Here is a 17,668-nt window from a genome sequence, read left to right on the forward strand (position 1 = left end):
TATTTATGTATAAGTTCTTTTTTATTATTTATATAATTAAACTTATCTACTAATGCCTTAGGGAAAAGCTTATTTTTTTCTACAGAATATTGATTTAACATATTAATTTTATCTTCGGCAGTTTCAGTTAAAGTTCCTAAAATGATAGAGTTAAGATCTTCAAAAGAATCTAAAGGATTCATCTGATTAATTTCTCCATTCATAAAACTGTACCATTCATTCTTACAAGTTACTTCCCAACTTCTGATAGCATTATCAACTTCTTCTGGATTATAAACCCATTTTTTAAATTCAAATAAGCTATTCATAAATTCTTCACTTGAAGAAACTGTTGATAATTTTATTATAAATGAGGTAGTATTATAGTTTTCTCTATCACATCTCCATATATTATAATATCTCATTACACCATAAGTAACAGGATGTTTTTCTCTATAGTACTCATTAAGCTTACTTTGAATATATAATTGAGCAATAATTTTAGCAGTATTTTCTATTAACATATCTAAACCTACTTTAATTGTAGGCAAGTTTATAATCACATCCTTAATTATAGCAGCATTCTTTTCAGACTTTACTTTATGAATATAAGGAATTTCTCCATGTTCGTTATCATATTTAGCTTGAGTACTTCTAACTAAAAAGCTATTTTGATCTGGTTCAAATCTAGGCGAAGCATAAGTGTCTACAAATTCAATAGCTTCTTTACTAAATTTATTTATATCTTTGTTTATAGTTTTATAATTTGTATCTAACCCTTCCCAAAGTCTAGCTACATAGATATCTATTATATCATTTATATCTACAAATTCAGGAGCTGTGATAACTATAGTTTTTATATTTTCATATGAAAAAGTCCTAGTTCTCATATAGTTTATATGATCAGTAGTCATATCTTTAATATTGAGCTCATTACCAATAGCACTGTATCTAGTTCCAGTAAGAACTGACCATTCAGCAATCTTTCTTATTGATTGAGCATCTCCTGGATATCTAGCTTGCATTTCTCCATATATAACACCTTTTTCTTGTTCTAAATATTCAGAATTTACATCTGTAGTAACTAAGTTATAATGGATGTCTCCCAATCTTTTTAAAAGGATTTTGTATTCATAATTACTGCACAACAAATGATAAATGTTATCATCTGGATATTTATCTGCACTCATACACGAAGCTGTATTTGCAACTAAAGTCATATCCTTATAGCTAGTTTGTGCATTAAGAGTTATTCCTAATCTAATAAGTTCATCTTCACATTTGAATATAGATTTTCCATCTATTACATTACTAAATAGGCAGTGTTCCATTAAATGAGGAACTCCTTGTGCCTTATCATATGAAGATACCCAAAACTTAGCCTTTATATCAAGAGCTAATATCTTTGGATCTCTTACTATTATAATTTTTCCACCATTATTTAAGTCGCATATGTTTATATTAAGAGTTCCAACTGTTGTACTATACCATTTTAAATTTTCTTTATTAAATTCCATTCTTTAATCACTCCTTAACTACAAATTTCGTAATAAATATCAATCATAACTTTTATAAAATCATCTCCGTTTAGATAATACTCCACATCATATATATATCCTTTTAAATTTTTACCAGGAACAAATTCAACCAAATCCCCTTCTTTAATATGATAACTTTGAATATCATTCTTATGAAAAAAATACTCTAATCCATCACTTCCTTCAATAAAACCAAACCCTTTATTGCTAAAAAATTTCTTTACCTTACCATCTCTCTTTATACTATACATTGTAATATTAATCCAATTGAGTTCATAAATTTTACCTATCCTACTTTTGTTCTTAACATTATCGCTTTAGCGGAGCAAAAACACCCGTTTAATCCTATCGCCACAATAACTGCTAGCAAAATTTCTCTCATTTTTTCTCCTTTATTAAATTTTTTATCTTTTTGTTAAACACATACCTTTTACAAGCAGAAGCTGCCCCATTTTTATATCCTTTGCGATATTTTTTATCGATAAGGCTTCTAGCGTAACCATAACATTTGCAGCAGCATCTATATAATAGTCTTTTCTCTCTACAAAGTTTTCACGCTCTTGACCAACAATATCAACGCTAAAGGCATAGCTTGAAATTTGATTGCCATCAAAATAACTCGCATCTAATACGCTTAAATTTATAGGCTCCTCTTTCTCAAGCGCCTCGCATATCGGCTTTTTCGAGCTAAATTTCATCACCTTTATGCCACGATCATACGAAAAGATATACTCACTAATTTCATTTAATTTTTTTGCTTGAACCGACATAATGTCGCTCTTGTTGCCATCTTTATCGACAAATATTATGCTCACATTGCTATCTTTAACATCGTAGTTGCTGATGAGCAACCTTTGATCTCGATAAAGCTCGCTTTGCGTAAGCTTAAATTTTATCTCTTTTCCATCGACATTTACCACTTTAAAATCATTACAAAAGCCAGCCACCGCTAGCAGCAAAATAATAAATCTCTTCATCTAAACTCCAAATTTCTCTTTTAATCGCCCATAAGCCTCATTTATCTCCTGAAGCTTCTTAGTCGAGCGCTCTATCACATCTTTGCTCTCACCCCTGCCCATCAAAATGTCAGGATGATACTGCCTCACAAGCTCTTTGTAGCGAGCCTTTACCTCATCAAGGCTTGCATTTTTACTAAGTCCTAAAACCTCAAACGCATCGTTTTCTCGGCTCACCTCATCGCGGTCTGCCCCAAATCTTGAGCCATAGAAGCTATCAAATTTATAGATTATCTCATCAAGCGTCTCTTTATCTATGCCAAATCCATAAGCGATATTTCTTATAATATCTTGCTCGCTTTTGTTAAATTCTCCATCTATATAGGCTAAATTTAGAAAAAAAGTGAGCCTAGCTACGCAGGTATCGTAGTTTAGATTAAACGCGCGCTTGTAGTTTCTGGCGGTTTCATAGGCATTATCTACATTTTCTTTTTGGCTATTATAGACCTCTTTTAGATACTCACGCACGCCACTAACGCCACTAATTTTCTGGCTTAGATCATCAAGTACTTGAGTGATCAGTCTAGCCTCTAGTTCGCTAACTCTGCCGTCACTTTTAGCGACTTTTGCAAGCAGTGAGACTAGAAATTTAGCCTCATTTACATTTGCTTGTTTCTTGCGGTTACTACTTTGGACATTCATAAATAAAAATATCGCACCGCCTAATATGAGTAAAAACAGGACTCCAGACATATTACCACAAGTGATAGATCGTATTTTTTATCTTGCCGTTTACCAGCTCATTTTTGCGCCATGAGCTCTCGTCATTCATCACGTTCCAACGGCGCTCCTCAGGGCGATAAAACCAGTCTTTATCGATCTGATAGTAAATTTGTTTGCCGTTTGTCTCGATGATGTTTGCGATGTTGTTATCGTGATAGCTGTTCTCATCGTAGTCGGTAAAGGCTCGCTGCCCCATCTCTGAGTAAAGCAGCGTTAGCTCCTGAAGCATCTCGTTTAGATCATCGTCCATTTTTTTGACATGCAGGCCGATCTCCTGCGCCTCACGAAAGAGTATTGGATACTCGTGCGCTGGGTAGTCTGCGTTTAGTCGCTCTGAAATTTCAACGATCTTTTTGTCATCATCTATGTGATATCTAAGCAGCTCAGAGCAAATTTTAAGTGAGAGCGAGCTAGCACGATCAACCGCACCAAAAACTAGCGGATGGATATACTCATATAGCGAGTTATAGGGGTTTGTGTCGTTTGGTCTATCTTTATCCTGCTCTTTCCAAAGCTTCACCACACGGCTAAGCTCGTCCATAGAGACGCTAACTAGCTCATTACCCTTGTTTGTAGGGCTTAGCTCGTGTTTGAGCGAGGTATCAACCGGAGTTAGATAGGCAAGCGGCCCCATAACGATCTCATTTGCGCCAAGTGCCATCATCGTAGCAGCTGAGGCGCAGTTTGATGGGATCAGCGCTATTAAATTTTTGCAGTAGTTTCTAAGTGTGCTAATGATCCTAAGTGCGGCTATACCGCTTCCGCCGTCACTTTTTATGAAAAGATAGGCAGTGTCTATCTTTTTGCCCTTTAAAATTTCATACATCGCACTGGCATCGTTGCCGCAGACATTACCAGCGTTTGAGTTGTAGTAGGTTATCAAAGGGGCATTTAGCCTTTTTTCGATCGTACTTATCAAATTTTGAGTATCGCTAAAGAGCACTGGCGGTTTTGCCACTCCTTTTTTCTCGTTTTGCTCTACTTCCTTTTCCCCGCTTGCTTTTTCCTTTTTAGAAAACATCTTTTAGTCCTCCCTTTTTACGATTTTCGCAAACTCATTTAGATAAATTTCTCTTACGTCCTCTAAGCTCTCATCGATATCATTTAGCTTAAATCTCTTGCCTCCGCTAACACCGATCTTTTCAAATTTCACTTCAAATTTAGCCGCAAGCGTTTCAAATTTAGCCTCGTCTTTTACACCCACAACTGCTCTTGAAAAGATCTCGTCAAAGATGAAATTTGGCTCTTTAAATTTAATCTCGCACTTTGCACCGATGTTTGAGATGCTAGCCATTTTTGCTAGCGTGATAGCAAGGCCGCCTACGCCTACGCTATTTGCAAACTCTAAAATTTGCTCTTTATTTGCCTCTATCACTAGCTCCCAAAGGGCTCGCTCAGCTTTATAATCAACCTCTTTAAGCTTGCCACCAACCACGTCAAATAGCGCCTTTGCATAAAGCGAAGCAGCAAATTCTCCGCTTGTCTCGCCAAGTAGATATATCGCTCTACCCTCGCTTAAAAATGTGCTTTTTAGGTTTAAATTTGCATCTTCATTTACACCAACCGTGACGATAGCTGGCGTTGGATAGACGCTAACGCCGTCAGTGTCGTTATAAAGGCTCACGTTACCGCTAACAACTGGTGTATTTAGCTCACGGCAAGCCTCTTTTATGCCTTCGCAACCCTCTTTAAACTGCCACATAACCTCTGGATTTTGCGGGTTGCCGTAGTTTAGGCAGTCGGTGATCGCAAGTGGCACAGCACCGCTCATCGCGACCTTTCTACCAGCTGCAGCAACAGCTCTTGCAGCGCCGATCTTTGGATCAACAAAATTTGCTCTAGGATCGCACTGCGCAGCCATAGAGACAGCCTTTTTAGTACCTTTTACTCTGATGCTTGCAGCACCTAAGTGCCCTGGCTGTTTTATGGTGTTTGTCTGGATATTTGCGTCGTATTGGTCGTAGATAAAGCTTTTATTTAGCACTTCTGGCTCTTTTAAAAGCTTAAAAAATGCCGTTTTGTTATCAATGTTGTTTGGAATTTTTAAATTTGCTATCTCATCAAGGTATTTTGGACGTGCGACTGGACGATCAAGCACTGGAGCTGCTTCGCTAAGTGGGCCGATAGGGATTTCGCCTGCAAGCTCGTCGTGCCAGTAAAGCTGCATAACGCCGCTACTTGTGACCTCACCGATGATCTCAGCGTCAAGATCCCACTTTCTAAAAATTTCAAGCACCTTTTGCTCATAGCCTTTTTTGGCACATATTAGCATACGCTCTTGAGACTCGCTTAGCATTAGCTCATAAGGCGTCATGCCAACTTCGCGCATCGGCACGCGATCTAGATACATCTTCATGCCGCTGCCGCTTCTGCCAGCCATCTCAAAGCTAGAGCTTGTTAGTCCTGCTGCGCCCATATCTTGGATGCCGATGATGTAGTCTTTTTTAAAGAGCTCTAGGCACGCCTCCATAAGTAGCTTCTCGGCAAATGGATCGCCCACTTGCACCGTTGGGCGAAGCGATTTATTTTCATCGTTAAAGCTATCGCTCGCCATCACAGCGCCGCCAAGTCCGTCTCTGCCGGTCTTTGAGCCTACGTAGATGACTGGGTTGCCAACACCTTCAGCCTTGCCGTAGAAAATTTCATCACTTTTGCAAAGGCCAAGCGCGAAGGCGTTGATTAAGATATTGCCATTAAAGCTAGGATCAAAGGTAGTCTCACCGCCGATCGTTGGGATACCCATGCAGTTGCCGTAGTGTCCTATGCCAGCAACACTTCCTTTTAACAAATATCTATGCTTTTTGGCTAGCTCGCCCTCGCCTCTTATCTCACCAAAACGAAGTGAGTTCATGTTCGCAACAACTCTTGCGCCCATCGTAAAGACGTCTCTTAAAATTCCACCAACGCCAGTTGCAGCGCCTTGAAACGGCTCGATAAAGCTTGGGTGGTTGTGACTCTCCATCTTAAACACAGCTGCAACCCCATCGCCAACGTCGATGACACCAGCATTTTCGCCAGGTCCTTGAATGACCCATGGTGCCTTTGTCGGAAAGCCGTTTAGGTATTTTTTGCTTGATTTGTAGCTGCAGTGCTCGCTCCACATAGCTGAAAATATGCCAAGCTCTAGTAAATTTGGCTCACGGCCTAAAATTTTTAAGATCTCCTCATACTCTTCGTCGCTGATTTTATGTGCTTGTATGGTAGCTTTATCCATTGATGTAACCTTTTAAGAATTTTAAGCTATTTTACAACCTTGCTTATAAAAAGTTACTAAAAAGCCTTTTGAAATTTACTAAAACAAAGCACATTCGAGAGAATTTCACCTTGTCTCACGAGGTCACTTTCGATAAATGTTTTGTAAAAATTTTGCGTTAGCGTCTCAGCTTTTATCTTCTCTTCATCTTCGCTTGAAAGGTTGAAATAATACCTCGTCTCTCTTAGAAAAAAGCCTTGATCATTAGATATATCTGAGCTTAAGATCACTGCAAAAAAGCCATTTTTCAAAGGGTGATTTGTCACGCTTTTTACTTTTATCGCCTCTTTTCCGCTTACAAAAGCTTCGCAAACTGGCATGCTCTTTGTGCTATAAACCACGCTTTTTATAGCGCCATTTGAAATTTCATAAAATTTAATATTTTTTGCATTTATTAGCTCATCTATATCGTTAGAATTTGATAGCACAGCGTCCTTGCTAGTGTCTAAGTTTTTAACGATCATCGTTTTATTTGCGTCGCCACTTTGCATTAGCTCGCCAAGTGCGCTAAATCTGCCATTTTCGCCAGCTGCTTTTATCTCAGCCTTGCCGACAATGTTTGCAAATTTATTAAAGTCATTTAGGCTATTTTCAAGCTTATTAAATTTCATCTCATGCAGTGTTTCGTTATTTTCAAGATAGAGTAAATTTGACTTTTCGCTTGGCGCTAAAATTTGCTTGCCAGCACACCCTGCAAATAATATAATAGCAGCTAAAAATAGAAATTTTGTCCTCATTTTCCCCACACAAGATAGATATAAATTTAAATGCCCTCTAGCGCAAATGGCTAGAGAGCGGTAGAAATTTGTTTTTACGCTTTGAAAACTTTTTCAAGATGCGTTTCATACTCTTTTAGGTATCTTGGCACGTCTGGCATCTTGATAACATCGCAGCAGATAAAGTGCGGAAGCGACTTTAGGCCCATAAATTCATTTGCCTTTCTAAAATGAAAATAAACTCCATCAACGCCGCGCGCCTCAAAAAACTCATTTGGATCGCTAAATGCCTCGGCTGGGGCATTCCAAGTAAGGCTTAGCATAAATTTCTTGCCATTTAACAAGCCGCCTTTGCCGTAGTTTTTCGCAGGATCTATCCTGTGCCTGCCATCACTCGTATAAAGCTTGCCATGACCTGCCGTAAAAACCTCGTCGATATATTTTTTCACTATCCAAGGCTCGCCCATCCACCAAGCTGGCATCTGCCAAACTACCGCATCCATCCAGAGAAATTTCTCAACTTCAGCCTCGATGTCATAGCCTTGATCTATCACGGTTTGCTTTACCTCGTGACTCATTTTTGCTAGTTTTTCGTATGCAAGATCGTGAAGTGTTTGATTGAGCCTGCCATCTGAATGGCCAAATTTTTTGCCACCATTTATAAGTAAAATTTTCATATTCTCTCCTTTAAAAAGCGCAAATTTTAACCAAAAAAAGTATCATTTCCCTAAACAAAAATGGCTAAACATCTCGTCTAAAATCTCACTTCTCTCAAATGGCTTTGTGATGCTTGCAAGTGCCTTTATCGCGGTATTTAGCTCGTAAGCAAAAATTTCTAGCTCCTCTTCACTTAGTCTTAAAAACGCTCTTTTTAAAGCCTCGCTCGCCTCTTTGCAGCTTAAAATTTGGCGGTTTGAGCTTAGCATGATCTCGTCGGTGTCTTGCGTCTTGAGGTAGCCCTCAAGCTCTTTTAAAACTACGCTTGTATCATTTTTTGCTGAAATTTTGATAGCGCCCTCTAACTCTATGTCAAATTTAAACGCAAGATCGCTTTTATTTAGGATAAAAAAGGCTTTTTTGTTTGAGTTAGAAACGAGCCTAATTATCTCCTTATCTTGCTCGTCGCTTGGGCAAGAGCCGTCAAATACAGCTAGGATGATGTCGGCCTCGTTTATGGCTGAGATTGAGTAGTTTATGCCGATTTGCTCGATCTTTCCAGCATCTTTTCTGATGCCAGCGGTGTCTATTATACGAACCAGATGCGAGCCGATCTTGAAATTTTCTTCTATCCTATCTCTAGTCGTGCCCGCTTCGTCGCTGACAATCGCGCGCTCATATGCCAAAAATGAGTTTAAAATAGAGCTTTTGCCAACGTTTGGCTTACCAACGATAGCGATCTTAAAGCCATCTATGAGCCCCCTTCTTTGCTCGCTAAGAGTTGCTATGCGCTCTAGCTTCTCGCTATTTTTTAAAAGCATCTGCTTAGTCTGCTCTAGCAAATTTGCAGGCAGATCATCATCAGCGTAGTCAATCATCGTCTCAACAAAGGCAAGCGTTTTGACCACTTCGCCCCTTATCTCGCCTACAAATTTACTAAGATCACCTTGCATTTGGCGGGTTAAAATTTTAGCAGCTATCTCGCTTTTTGAAGTGATGAGTCCTTGCATCGCCTCGGCCTTGGCTAGATCCATCTTGCCATTTAAAAATGCCCGCTTGCTAAACTCACCTGGCATTGCCAGCCTAGCACCAGCTCTTATTAGCTCATTTAAAATTCTCTCGCTCACCATAACGCCGCCATGAGTTTGAAACTCGACGATGTCCTCGCCAGTAAAGCTTGCTGGGGCTTTAAAATATATAACTATGCCCTCGTCTAAAATTTCATCATCAATGGAGTAAATTTTGGCTAGTTTTGCGTATCTTGGCTCTAAATTTGAAAGTTTAAGAAGTTTTAAAGAGGTGGCTAGGGCGTCCTTGCCGCTAAGCCTTACGATAGAAACTGAGCCGATGCCATAAGCTGTGGCAAGGGCTGCGATAGTTTCACTCATTTTTTGAAAAAGTCATTTACCACGACAAATTTGCCGTCATTGCCGCTTTTTATGCCGACATATTTATCTGGGAATTTCTCGCGTAGTTTCTCAAGCGCGATCTTAACCAAAACCCCATCAAGTGGCTTCGTTTGGGCTCTACCGCTATTTTGCACACGATCAATCACACCATTTAGATATTGATCCATCATAGCTTCTTGATTTTGTAAAAATTGCGCGATCTCTAGGCGGATAGCAAGGTTGTATTTCGAATTTAGCCAGTTGTAAAGCATATAAGATATCGCCTTATATCTATAACCCTCTTTGCCGATAAGTAGCGCCGCATCAGCTCCGTCTAGCTCGATAAGCACGGTCTCATCGTTAAATTTACTAACCTCTACCTTATCTATCTCAAAGCAGCTTGCTTTAAAAAGACGCGTCATACCCTCTTTTATCTCAGGCAAAATTTTATCAAAGTCGATTACAACTTTTTCTTTTTTCTCTTTTGGCAAAGCTTGAGGTGCACTCTCTTCATCTGTATGGTTGAAATTTTCGATGATTGAAGTATCTAGGATATTTTTAGGAGCACTTTTGCTAGCTTGCGGCTCTTTTGCTTCTTTTTGCTCTCTTTGTTCTTTAGGCGCCTTTGGCTCATCAAGTCTTTTTATAACATATCCTGGCTCTTCAGCCTCTTTTTCGCCCTTTTCAGCAAAGGCATCTTTTGCAAGAGCTGAGTTTTTCTCGCTTAAATTTTGCTTTTCATTTTTATGCTCTTTTTGCTCAGGCTTAGCCTCATTTTTCTCATCTTTATGCTTTTTAGGATTTCGCTTTTTATCATTATGATCGTGTTTTTTACTCTGTTTTTTCTCCTCTTTTACAGGCTCACTTTCATCACTTTTTTTAGCAAAATTTCTATCATTTTTTGGTTTATGCTGTGGTTTTGACTGATTTTCTAAATTTGCCTCAATGATCGCAGTCTTTTTGAAAAATCCAAAAAATCCGCTACTTGGATGCTGCAAGACCTTTATATCAAGCTCAGTGACTGAACAATTAAGCTGCTCGGCTGCCTTTTGAAATGCCTCTTGGAGAGTATTTGCTTCTATTCTCATTAAGCCTTTACCTCCGCAGCTTTTTTATGTTTTTCAAAAAGTTTATTTACAAAAACTTGTTGAACGACCGAACAAACGTTATTTACAAACCAGTAAAGCGTAAGACCTGCTGGGAATGTCACAAAGAAAAATGTGAAGATCAAAGGCAAGAATTTCATAACCTTTTCTTGCATAGGATCGGTAAATGTCGTTGGTGTAAGCTTTTGTTGTAAAAACATCGTTAGACCCATCAAGATAGGTAGCACAAAGTATGGATCCATCACTGAAAGATCGTGTATCCAAAGTATCCAAGGAGCGCCTTTTAGCTCGATCGCATTTAGTAAAACGCGGTAGATCGCAAAAAATACAGGAATTTGAAGCAAGATCGGCAAGCAGCCACCCATCGGGTTTGCACCATGTTTTTTGTATAACTCCATCATATGAACTTGCATCTTTTGCTTATCGTCTTTATATTTTGTTTGGATCTCTTTTACCTTTGGAGCAAGCTCTTTTAGCTTATTCATCGATAGCATACCCTTATATGTAAGTGGGAATAAAACTATCCTTATAACAAGCGTTAACACAACTATCGCCCAACCCCAGTTGCCAATGTAGTTATGTAAGAAATTTAAGAATGCAAACATCGGCTTTGCTATAAATGTAAACCAACCATACTCGATAACGTCGTTTAGTCTCTCATCCATCGAGCTTAAAATTTTATGCTCTTTTGGTCCGATGTAAGCGCCTAGTTTTAGACTATCATTTGCCTTTACAAAGACGATAGGATTGTTATTTGCATCTTTATCTACAACAGCTTCAAATGGTTTATCAAATGAGTAAAATAGCGCTGTATAGTATCTATCAGATGCAGCCGCTATAGTTGTATTTGCGTAGTTTTTAACCTCTTTTGCATCACCATCTTCTATGATATTTAGGCTATCATCTGTATTTCTAAGCATAACGCCATGAACCGTGTAACTATCTATCGCGATATTTGGTCTAAAACCAGGAGTGATGAAATAATCAACACTTTTACTTAAATTTAATTCTACCTCGTAACGACCATTTGGATAAAATTTGATATTTTTTGTGACTGTAACGCCATCTAAATTTTGAATGAGTTTTATGGTTTTAGGCTCGCTGCTAGCATATACCTCGCTAGCGTCACTGCTATATGCAACCTTAAAAGCATCAGCATTTAAAGTGCTATCGTTAAATCTAAGCTCAAGTGGTAATGGATTTTGTGAAACAAGCTCGATTTTGTTGCCATCTTCTGTTTTGTACTTATCTTCGGTGAGATAAAATTTCGCAATCCTGCCTAGCTTATCTATCTTTGCTTCATAGCTTTGACCTTTGATGGTAGCGATTATCTCGTTTGAAGCTAAATTTTCATTTGATTTTGGAGTATCGTTAGCATAAGCTGGAGCTTTGCTTTGATCCATTGTTTGAGAGATCGTTGTCTGGTTTTGCTCTAGTGGAGCTCTTTTTGGCATAAAAAAGTCATATACTATAAAAAATACGATAGACAAAAGTGCTGCAAGAAGCAGTCTTTTTTGCATAGACATCTGTTCCATTTAATTTTTTTCCTTTAATTTATCTAATACTTTTACGACATAAAATTTACTATTTTGGCAAGGGATAAACCAGAAATTTACATTTTTGGTATCGCTTTTTTGAAATATAAAACATGAGTTAAATTTTTTGCGGATGATTGGGTAGTTGATACCGCCTTTGAAAAGTTGATTGCATCTTAAAATTCGCATAAATGTTGCAAAAAAAGCAGAGAAAAAGCTATTTGTTTGAAATTCCCAAATGGCGTATTGTGAGCAAGTCGGATAGTAGCGACAGCTTTTTGGCAGAAGTATGGAAATATATTTTTGATAAAAAGCGATAAATTTAATCGCAAATTTTTTCATTTTAGACATCCCATTTTTTTTGTAGACCAGCTCAAATTTTTACAAATTTTGTCAAATGAAATTTCTGTAATTCCATTTTTTGCGACCATAATGTAAGTGCCATCTTTTAGCTCATTAGAAATAGAAAAAAAAGCAGCTCTTAAAAGCCTCTTTGCTCTATTTCTAACTACTGCCTTTCCCACTTTTTTGCTAGCAACAACTGCTAATTTTTTTTCAATTGTAGGCTTATAAAAAACTACGCAAGCATCGCAGTGCCATTTGCTGGCTTCTTTATAAACCTGAGAAAATTCTCTCGAGTCACTTAGTGACTCAAAACCAGCTAAGCAGCCAATCTTTTTCTACCTTTAGCACGTCTAGCGTTGATAACCTTGCGGCCATTTTTAGTTTTCATTCTTAAACGAAAGCCGTGAGTGCGTTTTTTAGGGGTTTTATGAGGTTGATAAGTCCTTTTCATTTCTATCCTTAAAGTTAATATAAAAAGTGGGATTTTATCAAAGCAATACTTAAATTCCTTTGAATAAATCAGCCCGAAAAAACTATAATTTAAACTTTAAGTAAATCAAGTTATAATCCAAAAATGAAATTTCATAAAAATAAAGATCTCTTAGAAAAATTACTTTTTTTAAAAGCGATCGGTTACAATTTTATAGATGAAAATTTTCTTAATTTAAGTAAATATCAAGATTATAACAGCATAGACGAGCTAAATAGCGAGATAAAAAAGTGCTCTCTTTGCTTTTTGAGAAACAGTTCAAAGTGCGTTTCTACTGGCTTTGGTGATAAAAATAGCAAGATAATGTTTGTCTTACTTTGCAAAAAAGATGATTATTTTGAAGGCATAAGTGGCAAAATTTTGCAAAATGCTATAAAAGAAGGCTTAAATTTAGAAAAAGATAGTGTTTATATAAGCTCGCTTTTACGCTGTGAAATTTCACAAAATGACGCGAAAAATCCAGCGCTAGAGCGCTCTTTTGAGCTTTGCAGGCCATATCTACTTGAAGAGATCAGGCTCATTAAGCCCAAAATAATCATCACTTTAGGAGAAGAAGCATTTATGCATTTTTATCCAAATTTACTCACAAAAGGCGGATTTTCAGGCATAAGAGGAAGTATCTTAAAAGATAATAGCAGGTTTATAATGCCAACTTTTTCACCAGAGTGGATCAGCAAAAACCCAAGTTTTGAAGAAAATTTTATAGATGATTTGAAAAAAATCAAGGGAGTGATATGAAAAGAATTTTTCTTTTTTTAGTTATATTTGTAAGTCTTTTTGCAGCGCAAAATGAAGCCTTAAGCGAGATGCAAGACGAGACCACTGAGGCAAAATTTGAAAGCAACATCACAAAAAATCAAAGCCTCTCAAGCATACCGCCAGCAAAGATCACTTACATAAATTTAGAGCCAGAATTTTGTGATAGCTCTTGCTTAAATGAGCTTATTAAGAGCGATATGCTAGCTAGCTTTATGGCGAGATTTGAGCCAGCAAAGATAGATGATAAGGCACTTTTAGACCTTTACGCTTCGCTTGGCGGAGAGATGATTTTAAAGCTTGCGCAAAGCGATAAGATAGCAGTCATCATCCCTCAAAAGGTCATAAAATCATACGCAAATGTCGTATCAAACGCAGTTTTAACATACATTTTAAAGCAAGAAGCAAATGTCGAAGTCAAATTTATAAATAGCAACGACGAGAGCCTTCAAAGCCTTCAAAACGCGCTTCAAAACGCTAGAAACGAAGGTTTTATCTACTTTATAGCAGCTCTTACTCAAAATGGCGCAAACATAGCAAATTCTCTCATCCTGCCAAGCGAACTCATCTACATCCCAAGCGTTCATAGCTCTTTTGTGGTAGCTCCAAAGCCAAATTTGATCTTTGGTGGAGTTGATTACAAAGCGCAAATTTCAGCCCTGCTCGCTTTTGCTAATGAAAAGATAGTCGCCTTTGACGATGGCAGCGCGCTAGCACAAAAGTTAAATGAGTATGTACGCATGCAAAGTAACGACTACTACGAGAGCTCGATCACTGGCAAAGATATAAATTTAAACGATACTTTAAGTAAAAAATCTAAATTTGATAACGCAAGCATCTTTTTAAACATCCCAATCGTAAAAGCTTCTCTTGTGGCAACGCAGATGAGAGGCTTTGAGATAAAGCCTTATGCGCTTTTAAGCACACAGATAAATTTCTTGCCAAATATCTTTAGCGCTATCACGCAAAGAGATAGGCAAAACCTCTTTGTGGCAAATTCGCTAAATTCGCTTGATGAGAGATTTTTAGGGCTTGGAGATCTTTTTGGAGTTGATTTTAGATACTCACAGATCGGCTACTCAAGTGCGCTGGGAGTGGAGTATATCTATACAAATTTCATAAACAAAAGTGCCAGCAAAATTTTTACAGAGAGAGTTGAGGGCTCGCAAGTTTTATATGATGTGAAAATTTATGATACAAAAAGCGATCACTTTAATGAGGTAAATTCGCAGGAGCAAAATAGCACAAGCGGAATTTAGCAGTTTTACTTGCTAAAATTTAACCCCATTTATAAAAGTTTTCATGCTCTCATCTATCTTTGCTAGCCTGCCCTCTTTCATAAAAGCTAGCGTGATAGTCGCTTTAAAGAGCACTTTTTCTACATCTTTTTCATCAAATTTATAAATTTCTTGCTCTAAAACAAGGCTTGCCTTTTTAAGCTCTATGAGCTTTGTCCTTACAAAAACCTCATCGCCAAGCACAGCTGAAGCGAGAAATTTAGCCTCAAGAGCTGAAACGACAAAGTATCCGCTCTCTTTTGTGAAATTTAGCCCAGCCTCAAAAAACGCTTCGCTTCTGGCTCGCTCGCAATATTTAATATAATTTGTATGATAGACGATGCCGCCTGCATCGGTATCTTCGTAATAAATTCTTATCTTCACTGCAAAGCTCCTTTAAATTTTCATTTGCTCTTGCTAGGCTTGCCTTTAGCGCCTCTAGTTATCATCAGCGACTGATCATAAAATAAAATAAGCACCACTGAAACGCCCACACCAAGCGCTAACGAAACCGTCGTAGTCGTGATAGCATTATCAAAAAATATGATCAAATATTCGTTTTTCTTAGCAATGCTTGTCTCATTTAAAAATGAAAACAGTGCCAAAATGCCTTTATATGCAAAAACTCCTGGCACCATCGGCAAAAGAGCTGGAAATGCGATGATCTCAGCTGGCACCTTTAGCCGTTTGGCAAAGAGCATGCCTAAAATTCCGCTCATAAAAGAGACGATGAGCGTTGCGACACTGATGTTAAAAAATCCCATCTGCATTATCCAAAAGCGGCTAGCATGCGCAAATGCAGCAAGCAAGGCACAAAATATGAGAGTTCTTTTTGGAGGCGAGCTAGCATAGGCAAAGCCAAGTCCAGCCACCGCAGCAAAGCCAGCATCTACAAGCGTTTCACTCAAAAGCTCAAACATTTAGTATCTCCGCGCTGCTAAGCGTTAGCGTGATATAGACGCCAACAGCCATGCAAAGTATGAGGATGCCCGTGCTTATGGCTCTGCTGATGCCAACAAGGGTGTTGTCGTTTAGGATGTCAAAGACTGAATTTATGAGAAAAACGCCAGGCATCATAAAGAGCACAGACGAGCCTATCGCCACGTCGCTTGTGTGCGTAAGTCCGTAAGATACGCCAAGATAGGCGATAAATGAGACGACAAAGGATGTCAGAACGTATTGGATTTTTAAATTTACGCCCATTTTTGCAAGGGCAAATTTAAGAGTGTAGCCAACAAGCGTTGCAAAAAATATACAAACAACTGAGCCAGCATCGCCTCCAAAAAGTCTGCAAAATGCCGCATTTGCAAGGCTTATTAAGATAAGCGAGCTAGCAAATTTATTTGCACCAAAACTCATCACACTATCAAAACTCTCTTTAGCTTCATCTAAGCTCAAGCCCTCATCTAAAATTTGCCAGCTAAGCGATGATAGCTCGGAAATTCTGTTAAAACTCACCTGCCCTAGAGGGATCTTTCTTACATAAGTTCGGCGCAGGGAGTTGTCAGCCGAGTCCATCACGCTAATGGTAAAATATTTCACAAAAATGGTCACGCTAACGTCGTAGCCGTAGTGCTTAGCTATGCGGTCTACGCACTTTTCTACGCGCGCAGTGTATGTGCCAGCACTCACCATAGCTGTCGTATATTCGGCTAAAAAATTCGTTAAAATTTGGATATCAGGCTTGGCGTTCATCTTGACTGATCTTAAATTTCACAAAAAACAAAATGAGCTGCAAAACAAGCATCACTTTCATCACATATTCGCTTGCGCTATGCATCTTGGCAAACTCCGCTGTCTGCGTCGCCTCTGCGCCAAGACCCTGAGCCTGCACGATAAAAGGCGTAAAGATAAAGACAAAGCTTAGCGCTAGGGCTAAGTTTAAAAACGAGAGCATAAATGTGCTAAATTTTAATGAAAATGCAAGCTTTTTTCTTAGATCAAAGAGCTCGCTAACTGCCACAAATGCGCTTATAAGTAGCAAAACATAGTTAAATTTTAAAAATATCTTTGTCATCATCTGTCCGCTCATAAAATGCGTAAGCACCCCCTCGCCTATGATGCTTTGTGGGAAAAATATGACTGGCGCGACCAAAATTCCAAGCGTCAGCTCAGTGCCGATCACCGCTGCTAATAGTAAAAAATAGATACTTCTCAATCTCTCTCCTTTATAGTTTTAATCTCGCGCAAAAGCCCCTGTCAAAGCCCGCTAAGTCCTTGTAAAAAGCGCCATCATAGCCACTAAATTTTAGCGCCATCTCCATGCTTGCTCTTTGATCATAGCCCATCTCGCAGGCGATATTTTTTATGCCGCGATTTCTAGCGATAAGGATGATGTTTTTTAAAATTTCATCCCCGACCTCGCCACCAAATAACGCCTCATACGGCTCATTTATCACAAATTTATCAAGTTTATAGTCTCGCGCGATATAAGGCGGGTTTGAGACCAAGATGTCGATATCACCTGAAATTTCATCGATATATGAGCACTTTACAAAGTCAATCTTCTCGCTTACATTAAATTTAAGCGCATTTTTTTTAGCCAAATTTAGAGCCTTTTCATTTATATCAGTGGCTACTATTTTAGCGTTTGTTTTAAGGGCAAGCATGACACTTATTATCCCGCTGCCAGTGCCGATCTCAGCGATCTTTGGCGCTTTATAGCTGCTTGCAATCTCAAGCACTTTATCAACTAAAATTTCAGTCTCGGGGCGAGGTATCAAAACGCCACTTTCTACCTCAAACTCCAAGCCATAAAAGCCAGCCTTGCCAGTAATATACTCAAGCGGTTCATAGTTTTCAAAGCGCTTTACAAGTTCAAAGTAGCCGCTCTCATCAAATTCACTCTTTTGGTTTAAAAATATCCACTCGATGCTCACATCAAGGTAG

Annotated in this window: 22 protein-coding genes; 2 read left to right on the top strand and 20 right to left on the bottom strand. The window is 38.4% G+C overall.

Features of this window, described 5'->3' with window-relative positions:
• The 15 genes from Q0296_RS09900 to rpmH form a co-directional block, all read right to left on the bottom strand.
• Positions 1 to 1,496, bottom strand: a 1,496-nt coding sequence (locus Q0296_RS09900; RefSeq protein WP_298040109.1) for a hypothetical protein, incomplete at its 3' end; no start/stop codon positions are given.
• A gap of 14 nt (positions 1,497 to 1,510) precedes the next feature.
• A complete protein-coding gene (locus Q0296_RS09905) occupies positions 1,511 to 1,768 on the bottom strand; it encodes a cold-shock protein (RefSeq protein WP_298040113.1) in 258 nt (85 codons plus the stop codon).
• 153 nt (positions 1,769 to 1,921) lie between these two features.
• Positions 1,922 to 2,494 (bottom strand): hypothetical protein, encoded by a 573-nt coding sequence (locus Q0296_RS09910; RefSeq protein ID WP_298040116.1) that lies wholly within the window; start codon positions 2,492 to 2,494, stop codon positions 1,922 to 1,924.
• The gene (locus Q0296_RS09915; protein ID WP_298040118.1) at positions 2,495 to 3,226 is read right to left on the bottom strand and encodes a TerB family tellurite resistance protein; all 732 of its coding nucleotides are present in this window, start codon (positions 3,224 to 3,226) and stop codon (positions 2,495 to 2,497) included.
• Position 3,227: 1 nt separating this feature from the next.
• The gene (locus Q0296_RS09920; RefSeq protein ID WP_103633788.1) at positions 3,228 to 4,277 is read right to left on the bottom strand and encodes a hypothetical protein; all 1,050 of its coding nucleotides are present in this window, start codon (positions 4,275 to 4,277) and stop codon (positions 3,228 to 3,230) included.
• A 3-nt stretch (positions 4,278 to 4,280) separates the two neighbouring features.
• Entirely contained in the window at positions 4,281 to 6,470 is a 2,190-nt protein-coding gene (gene purL / locus Q0296_RS09925) for a phosphoribosylformylglycinamidine synthase subunit PurL (RefSeq protein WP_298040122.1), read from the bottom strand.
• Between the two features lie 56 nt (positions 6,471 to 6,526).
• Positions 6,527 to 7,120: a hypothetical protein gene (locus tag Q0296_RS09930; protein WP_366939745.1), complete on the bottom strand. Its 594-nt coding sequence runs from the start codon at positions 7,118 to 7,120 to the stop codon at positions 6,527 to 6,529.
• A gap of 22 nt (positions 7,121 to 7,142) precedes the next feature.
• Positions 7,143 to 7,259, bottom strand: coding sequence for a hypothetical protein (locus Q0296_RS11560; protein ID WP_366939747.1), 117 nt, complete (start codon positions 7,257 to 7,259; stop codon positions 7,143 to 7,145).
• A 61-nt stretch (positions 7,260 to 7,320) separates the two neighbouring features.
• Positions 7,321 to 7,902, bottom strand: coding sequence for an NAD(P)H-dependent oxidoreductase (locus Q0296_RS09935; protein ID WP_298040129.1), 582 nt, complete (start codon positions 7,900 to 7,902; stop codon positions 7,321 to 7,323).
• A gap of 42 nt (positions 7,903 to 7,944) precedes the next feature.
• A complete protein-coding gene (mnmE, locus tag Q0296_RS09940) occupies positions 7,945 to 9,270 on the bottom strand; it encodes a tRNA uridine-5-carboxymethylaminomethyl(34) synthesis GTPase MnmE (RefSeq protein ID WP_298040130.1) in 1,326 nt (441 codons plus the stop codon).
• On the bottom strand, positions 9,267 to 10,358 hold the full coding sequence (locus Q0296_RS09945; RefSeq protein ID WP_298040132.1) for a Jag N-terminal domain-containing protein: 1,092 nt from the start codon (positions 10,356 to 10,358) through the stop codon (positions 9,267 to 9,269). Before Q0296_RS09945 ends, mnmE begins: the two co-directional genes overlap by 4 nt.
• Positions 10,358 to 11,911 carry a membrane protein insertase YidC gene (gene yidC / locus Q0296_RS09950; protein WP_298040134.1) on the bottom strand — a complete coding sequence of 518 codons (1,554 nt, stop codon included), beginning with the start codon at positions 11,909 to 11,911 and terminating at the stop codon, positions 10,358 to 10,360. The genes Q0296_RS09945 and yidC overlap by 1 nt, the downstream gene beginning before the upstream one ends.
• Positions 11,912 to 12,253 carry a membrane protein insertion efficiency factor YidD gene (yidD, locus tag Q0296_RS09955; RefSeq protein WP_002940252.1) on the bottom strand — a complete coding sequence of 114 codons (342 nt, stop codon included), beginning with the start codon at positions 12,251 to 12,253 and terminating at the stop codon, positions 11,912 to 11,914. It abuts the gene before it with no gap.
• Entirely contained in the window at positions 12,250 to 12,585 is a 336-nt protein-coding gene (rnpA, locus tag Q0296_RS09960) for a ribonuclease P protein component (RefSeq protein WP_035142427.1), read from the bottom strand. The genes yidD and rnpA overlap by 4 nt, the downstream gene beginning before the upstream one ends.
• Positions 12,573 to 12,707, bottom strand: a complete 135-nt coding sequence (gene rpmH / locus Q0296_RS09965; protein ID WP_002940373.1) for a 50S ribosomal protein L34 — start codon at positions 12,705 to 12,707, stop codon at positions 12,573 to 12,575. The genes rnpA and rpmH overlap by 13 nt, the downstream gene beginning before the upstream one ends.
• Positions 12,708 to 12,992: 285 nt before the next feature.
• Between rpmH and Q0296_RS09970 the strand changes: the two genes are divergently transcribed.
• Both Q0296_RS09970 and Q0296_RS09975 read left to right on the top strand, forming a co-directional pair.
• On the top strand, positions 12,993 to 13,484 hold the full coding sequence (locus tag Q0296_RS09970; RefSeq protein WP_298040138.1) for a uracil-DNA glycosylase family protein: 492 nt from the start codon (positions 12,993 to 12,995) through the stop codon (positions 13,482 to 13,484).
• Positions 13,481 to 14,761 (top strand): hypothetical protein, encoded by a 1,281-nt coding sequence (locus tag Q0296_RS09975; protein ID WP_298040141.1) that lies wholly within the window; start codon positions 13,481 to 13,483, stop codon positions 14,759 to 14,761. The genes Q0296_RS09970 and Q0296_RS09975 overlap by 4 nt, the downstream gene beginning before the upstream one ends.
• Before the next feature lie 12 nt (positions 14,762 to 14,773).
• Here Q0296_RS09975 and Q0296_RS09980 read toward each other — a convergent pair whose 3' ends face one another.
• The 5 genes from Q0296_RS09980 to Q0296_RS10000 form a co-directional block, all read right to left on the bottom strand.
• A complete protein-coding gene (locus Q0296_RS09980) occupies positions 14,774 to 15,163 on the bottom strand; it encodes a YbgC/FadM family acyl-CoA thioesterase (RefSeq protein WP_298040144.1) in 390 nt (129 codons plus the stop codon).
• A 20-nt stretch (positions 15,164 to 15,183) separates the two neighbouring features.
• Positions 15,184 to 15,699 (bottom strand): threonine/serine exporter family protein, encoded by a 516-nt coding sequence (locus tag Q0296_RS09985; protein ID WP_298040147.1) that lies wholly within the window; start codon positions 15,697 to 15,699, stop codon positions 15,184 to 15,186.
• Positions 15,692 to 16,474 (bottom strand): threonine/serine exporter family protein, encoded by a 783-nt coding sequence (locus Q0296_RS09990; RefSeq protein ID WP_298040150.1) that lies wholly within the window; start codon positions 16,472 to 16,474, stop codon positions 15,692 to 15,694. Before Q0296_RS09990 ends, Q0296_RS09985 begins: the two co-directional genes overlap by 8 nt.
• A complete protein-coding gene (locus tag Q0296_RS09995; RefSeq protein WP_298040153.1) occupies positions 16,458 to 16,937 on the bottom strand; it encodes a DUF4149 domain-containing protein in 480 nt (159 codons plus the stop codon). Before Q0296_RS09995 ends, Q0296_RS09990 begins: the two co-directional genes overlap by 17 nt.
• A gap of 10 nt (positions 16,938 to 16,947) precedes the next feature.
• The coding region (locus Q0296_RS10000) for a HemK/PrmC family methyltransferase (protein WP_298040158.1) at positions 16,948 to 17,668 on the bottom strand (721 nt) is incomplete at its 5' end.

This window comes from uncultured Campylobacter sp. (genome assembly GCF_937890585.1).
In the GTDB taxonomy this organism is placed as follows: Bacteria; Campylobacterota; Campylobacteria; order Campylobacterales; family Campylobacteraceae; genus Campylobacter_A.

Coding starts and splice junctions, on each gene's coding strand:
- Q0296_RS09905 (WP_298040113.1), bottom strand. CDS start 1,768: ATGTATAGTATAAAGAGAGATGGTAAGGTAAAGAAATTTTTTAGCAAT.
- Q0296_RS09910 (WP_298040116.1), bottom strand. CDS start 2,494: ATGAAGAGATTTATTATTTTGCTGCTAGCGGTGGCTGGCTTTTGTAAT.
- Q0296_RS09915 (WP_298040118.1), bottom strand. CDS start 3,226: ATGTCTGGAGTCCTGTTTTTACTCATATTAGGCGGTGCGATATTTTTA.
- Q0296_RS09920 (WP_103633788.1), bottom strand. CDS start 4,277: ATGTTTTCTAAAAAGGAAAAAGCAAGCGGGGAAAAGGAAGTAGAGCAA.
- purL (WP_298040122.1), bottom strand. CDS start 6,470: ATGGATAAAGCTACCATACAAGCACATAAAATCAGCGACGAAGAGTAT.
- Q0296_RS09930 (WP_366939745.1), bottom strand. CDS start 7,120: ATGAAATTTAATAAGCTTGAAAATAGCCTAAATGACTTTAATAAATTT.
- Q0296_RS09935 (WP_298040129.1), bottom strand. CDS start 7,902: ATGAAAATTTTACTTATAAATGGTGGCAAAAAATTTGGCCATTCAGAT.
- mnmE (WP_298040130.1), bottom strand. CDS start 9,270: ATGAGTGAAACTATCGCAGCCCTTGCCACAGCTTATGGCATCGGCTCA.
- Q0296_RS09945 (WP_298040132.1), bottom strand. CDS start 10,358: ATGAGAATAGAAGCAAATACTCTCCAAGAGGCATTTCAAAAGGCAGCC.
- yidC (WP_298040134.1), bottom strand. CDS start 11,911: ATGGAACAGATGTCTATGCAAAAAAGACTGCTTCTTGCAGCACTTTTG.
- yidD (WP_002940252.1), bottom strand. CDS start 12,253: ATGAAAAAATTTGCGATTAAATTTATCGCTTTTTATCAAAAATATATT.
- rpmH (WP_002940373.1), bottom strand. CDS start 12,707: ATGAAAAGGACTTATCAACCTCATAAAACCCCTAAAAAACGCACTCAC.
- Q0296_RS09975 (WP_298040141.1), top strand. CDS start 13,481: ATGAAAAGAATTTTTCTTTTTTTAGTTATATTTGTAAGTCTTTTTGCA.
- Q0296_RS09985 (WP_298040147.1), bottom strand. CDS start 15,699: ATGTTTGAGCTTTTGAGTGAAACGCTTGTAGATGCTGGCTTTGCTGCG.
- Q0296_RS09990 (WP_298040150.1), bottom strand. CDS start 16,474: ATGAACGCCAAGCCTGATATCCAAATTTTAACGAATTTTTTAGCCGAA.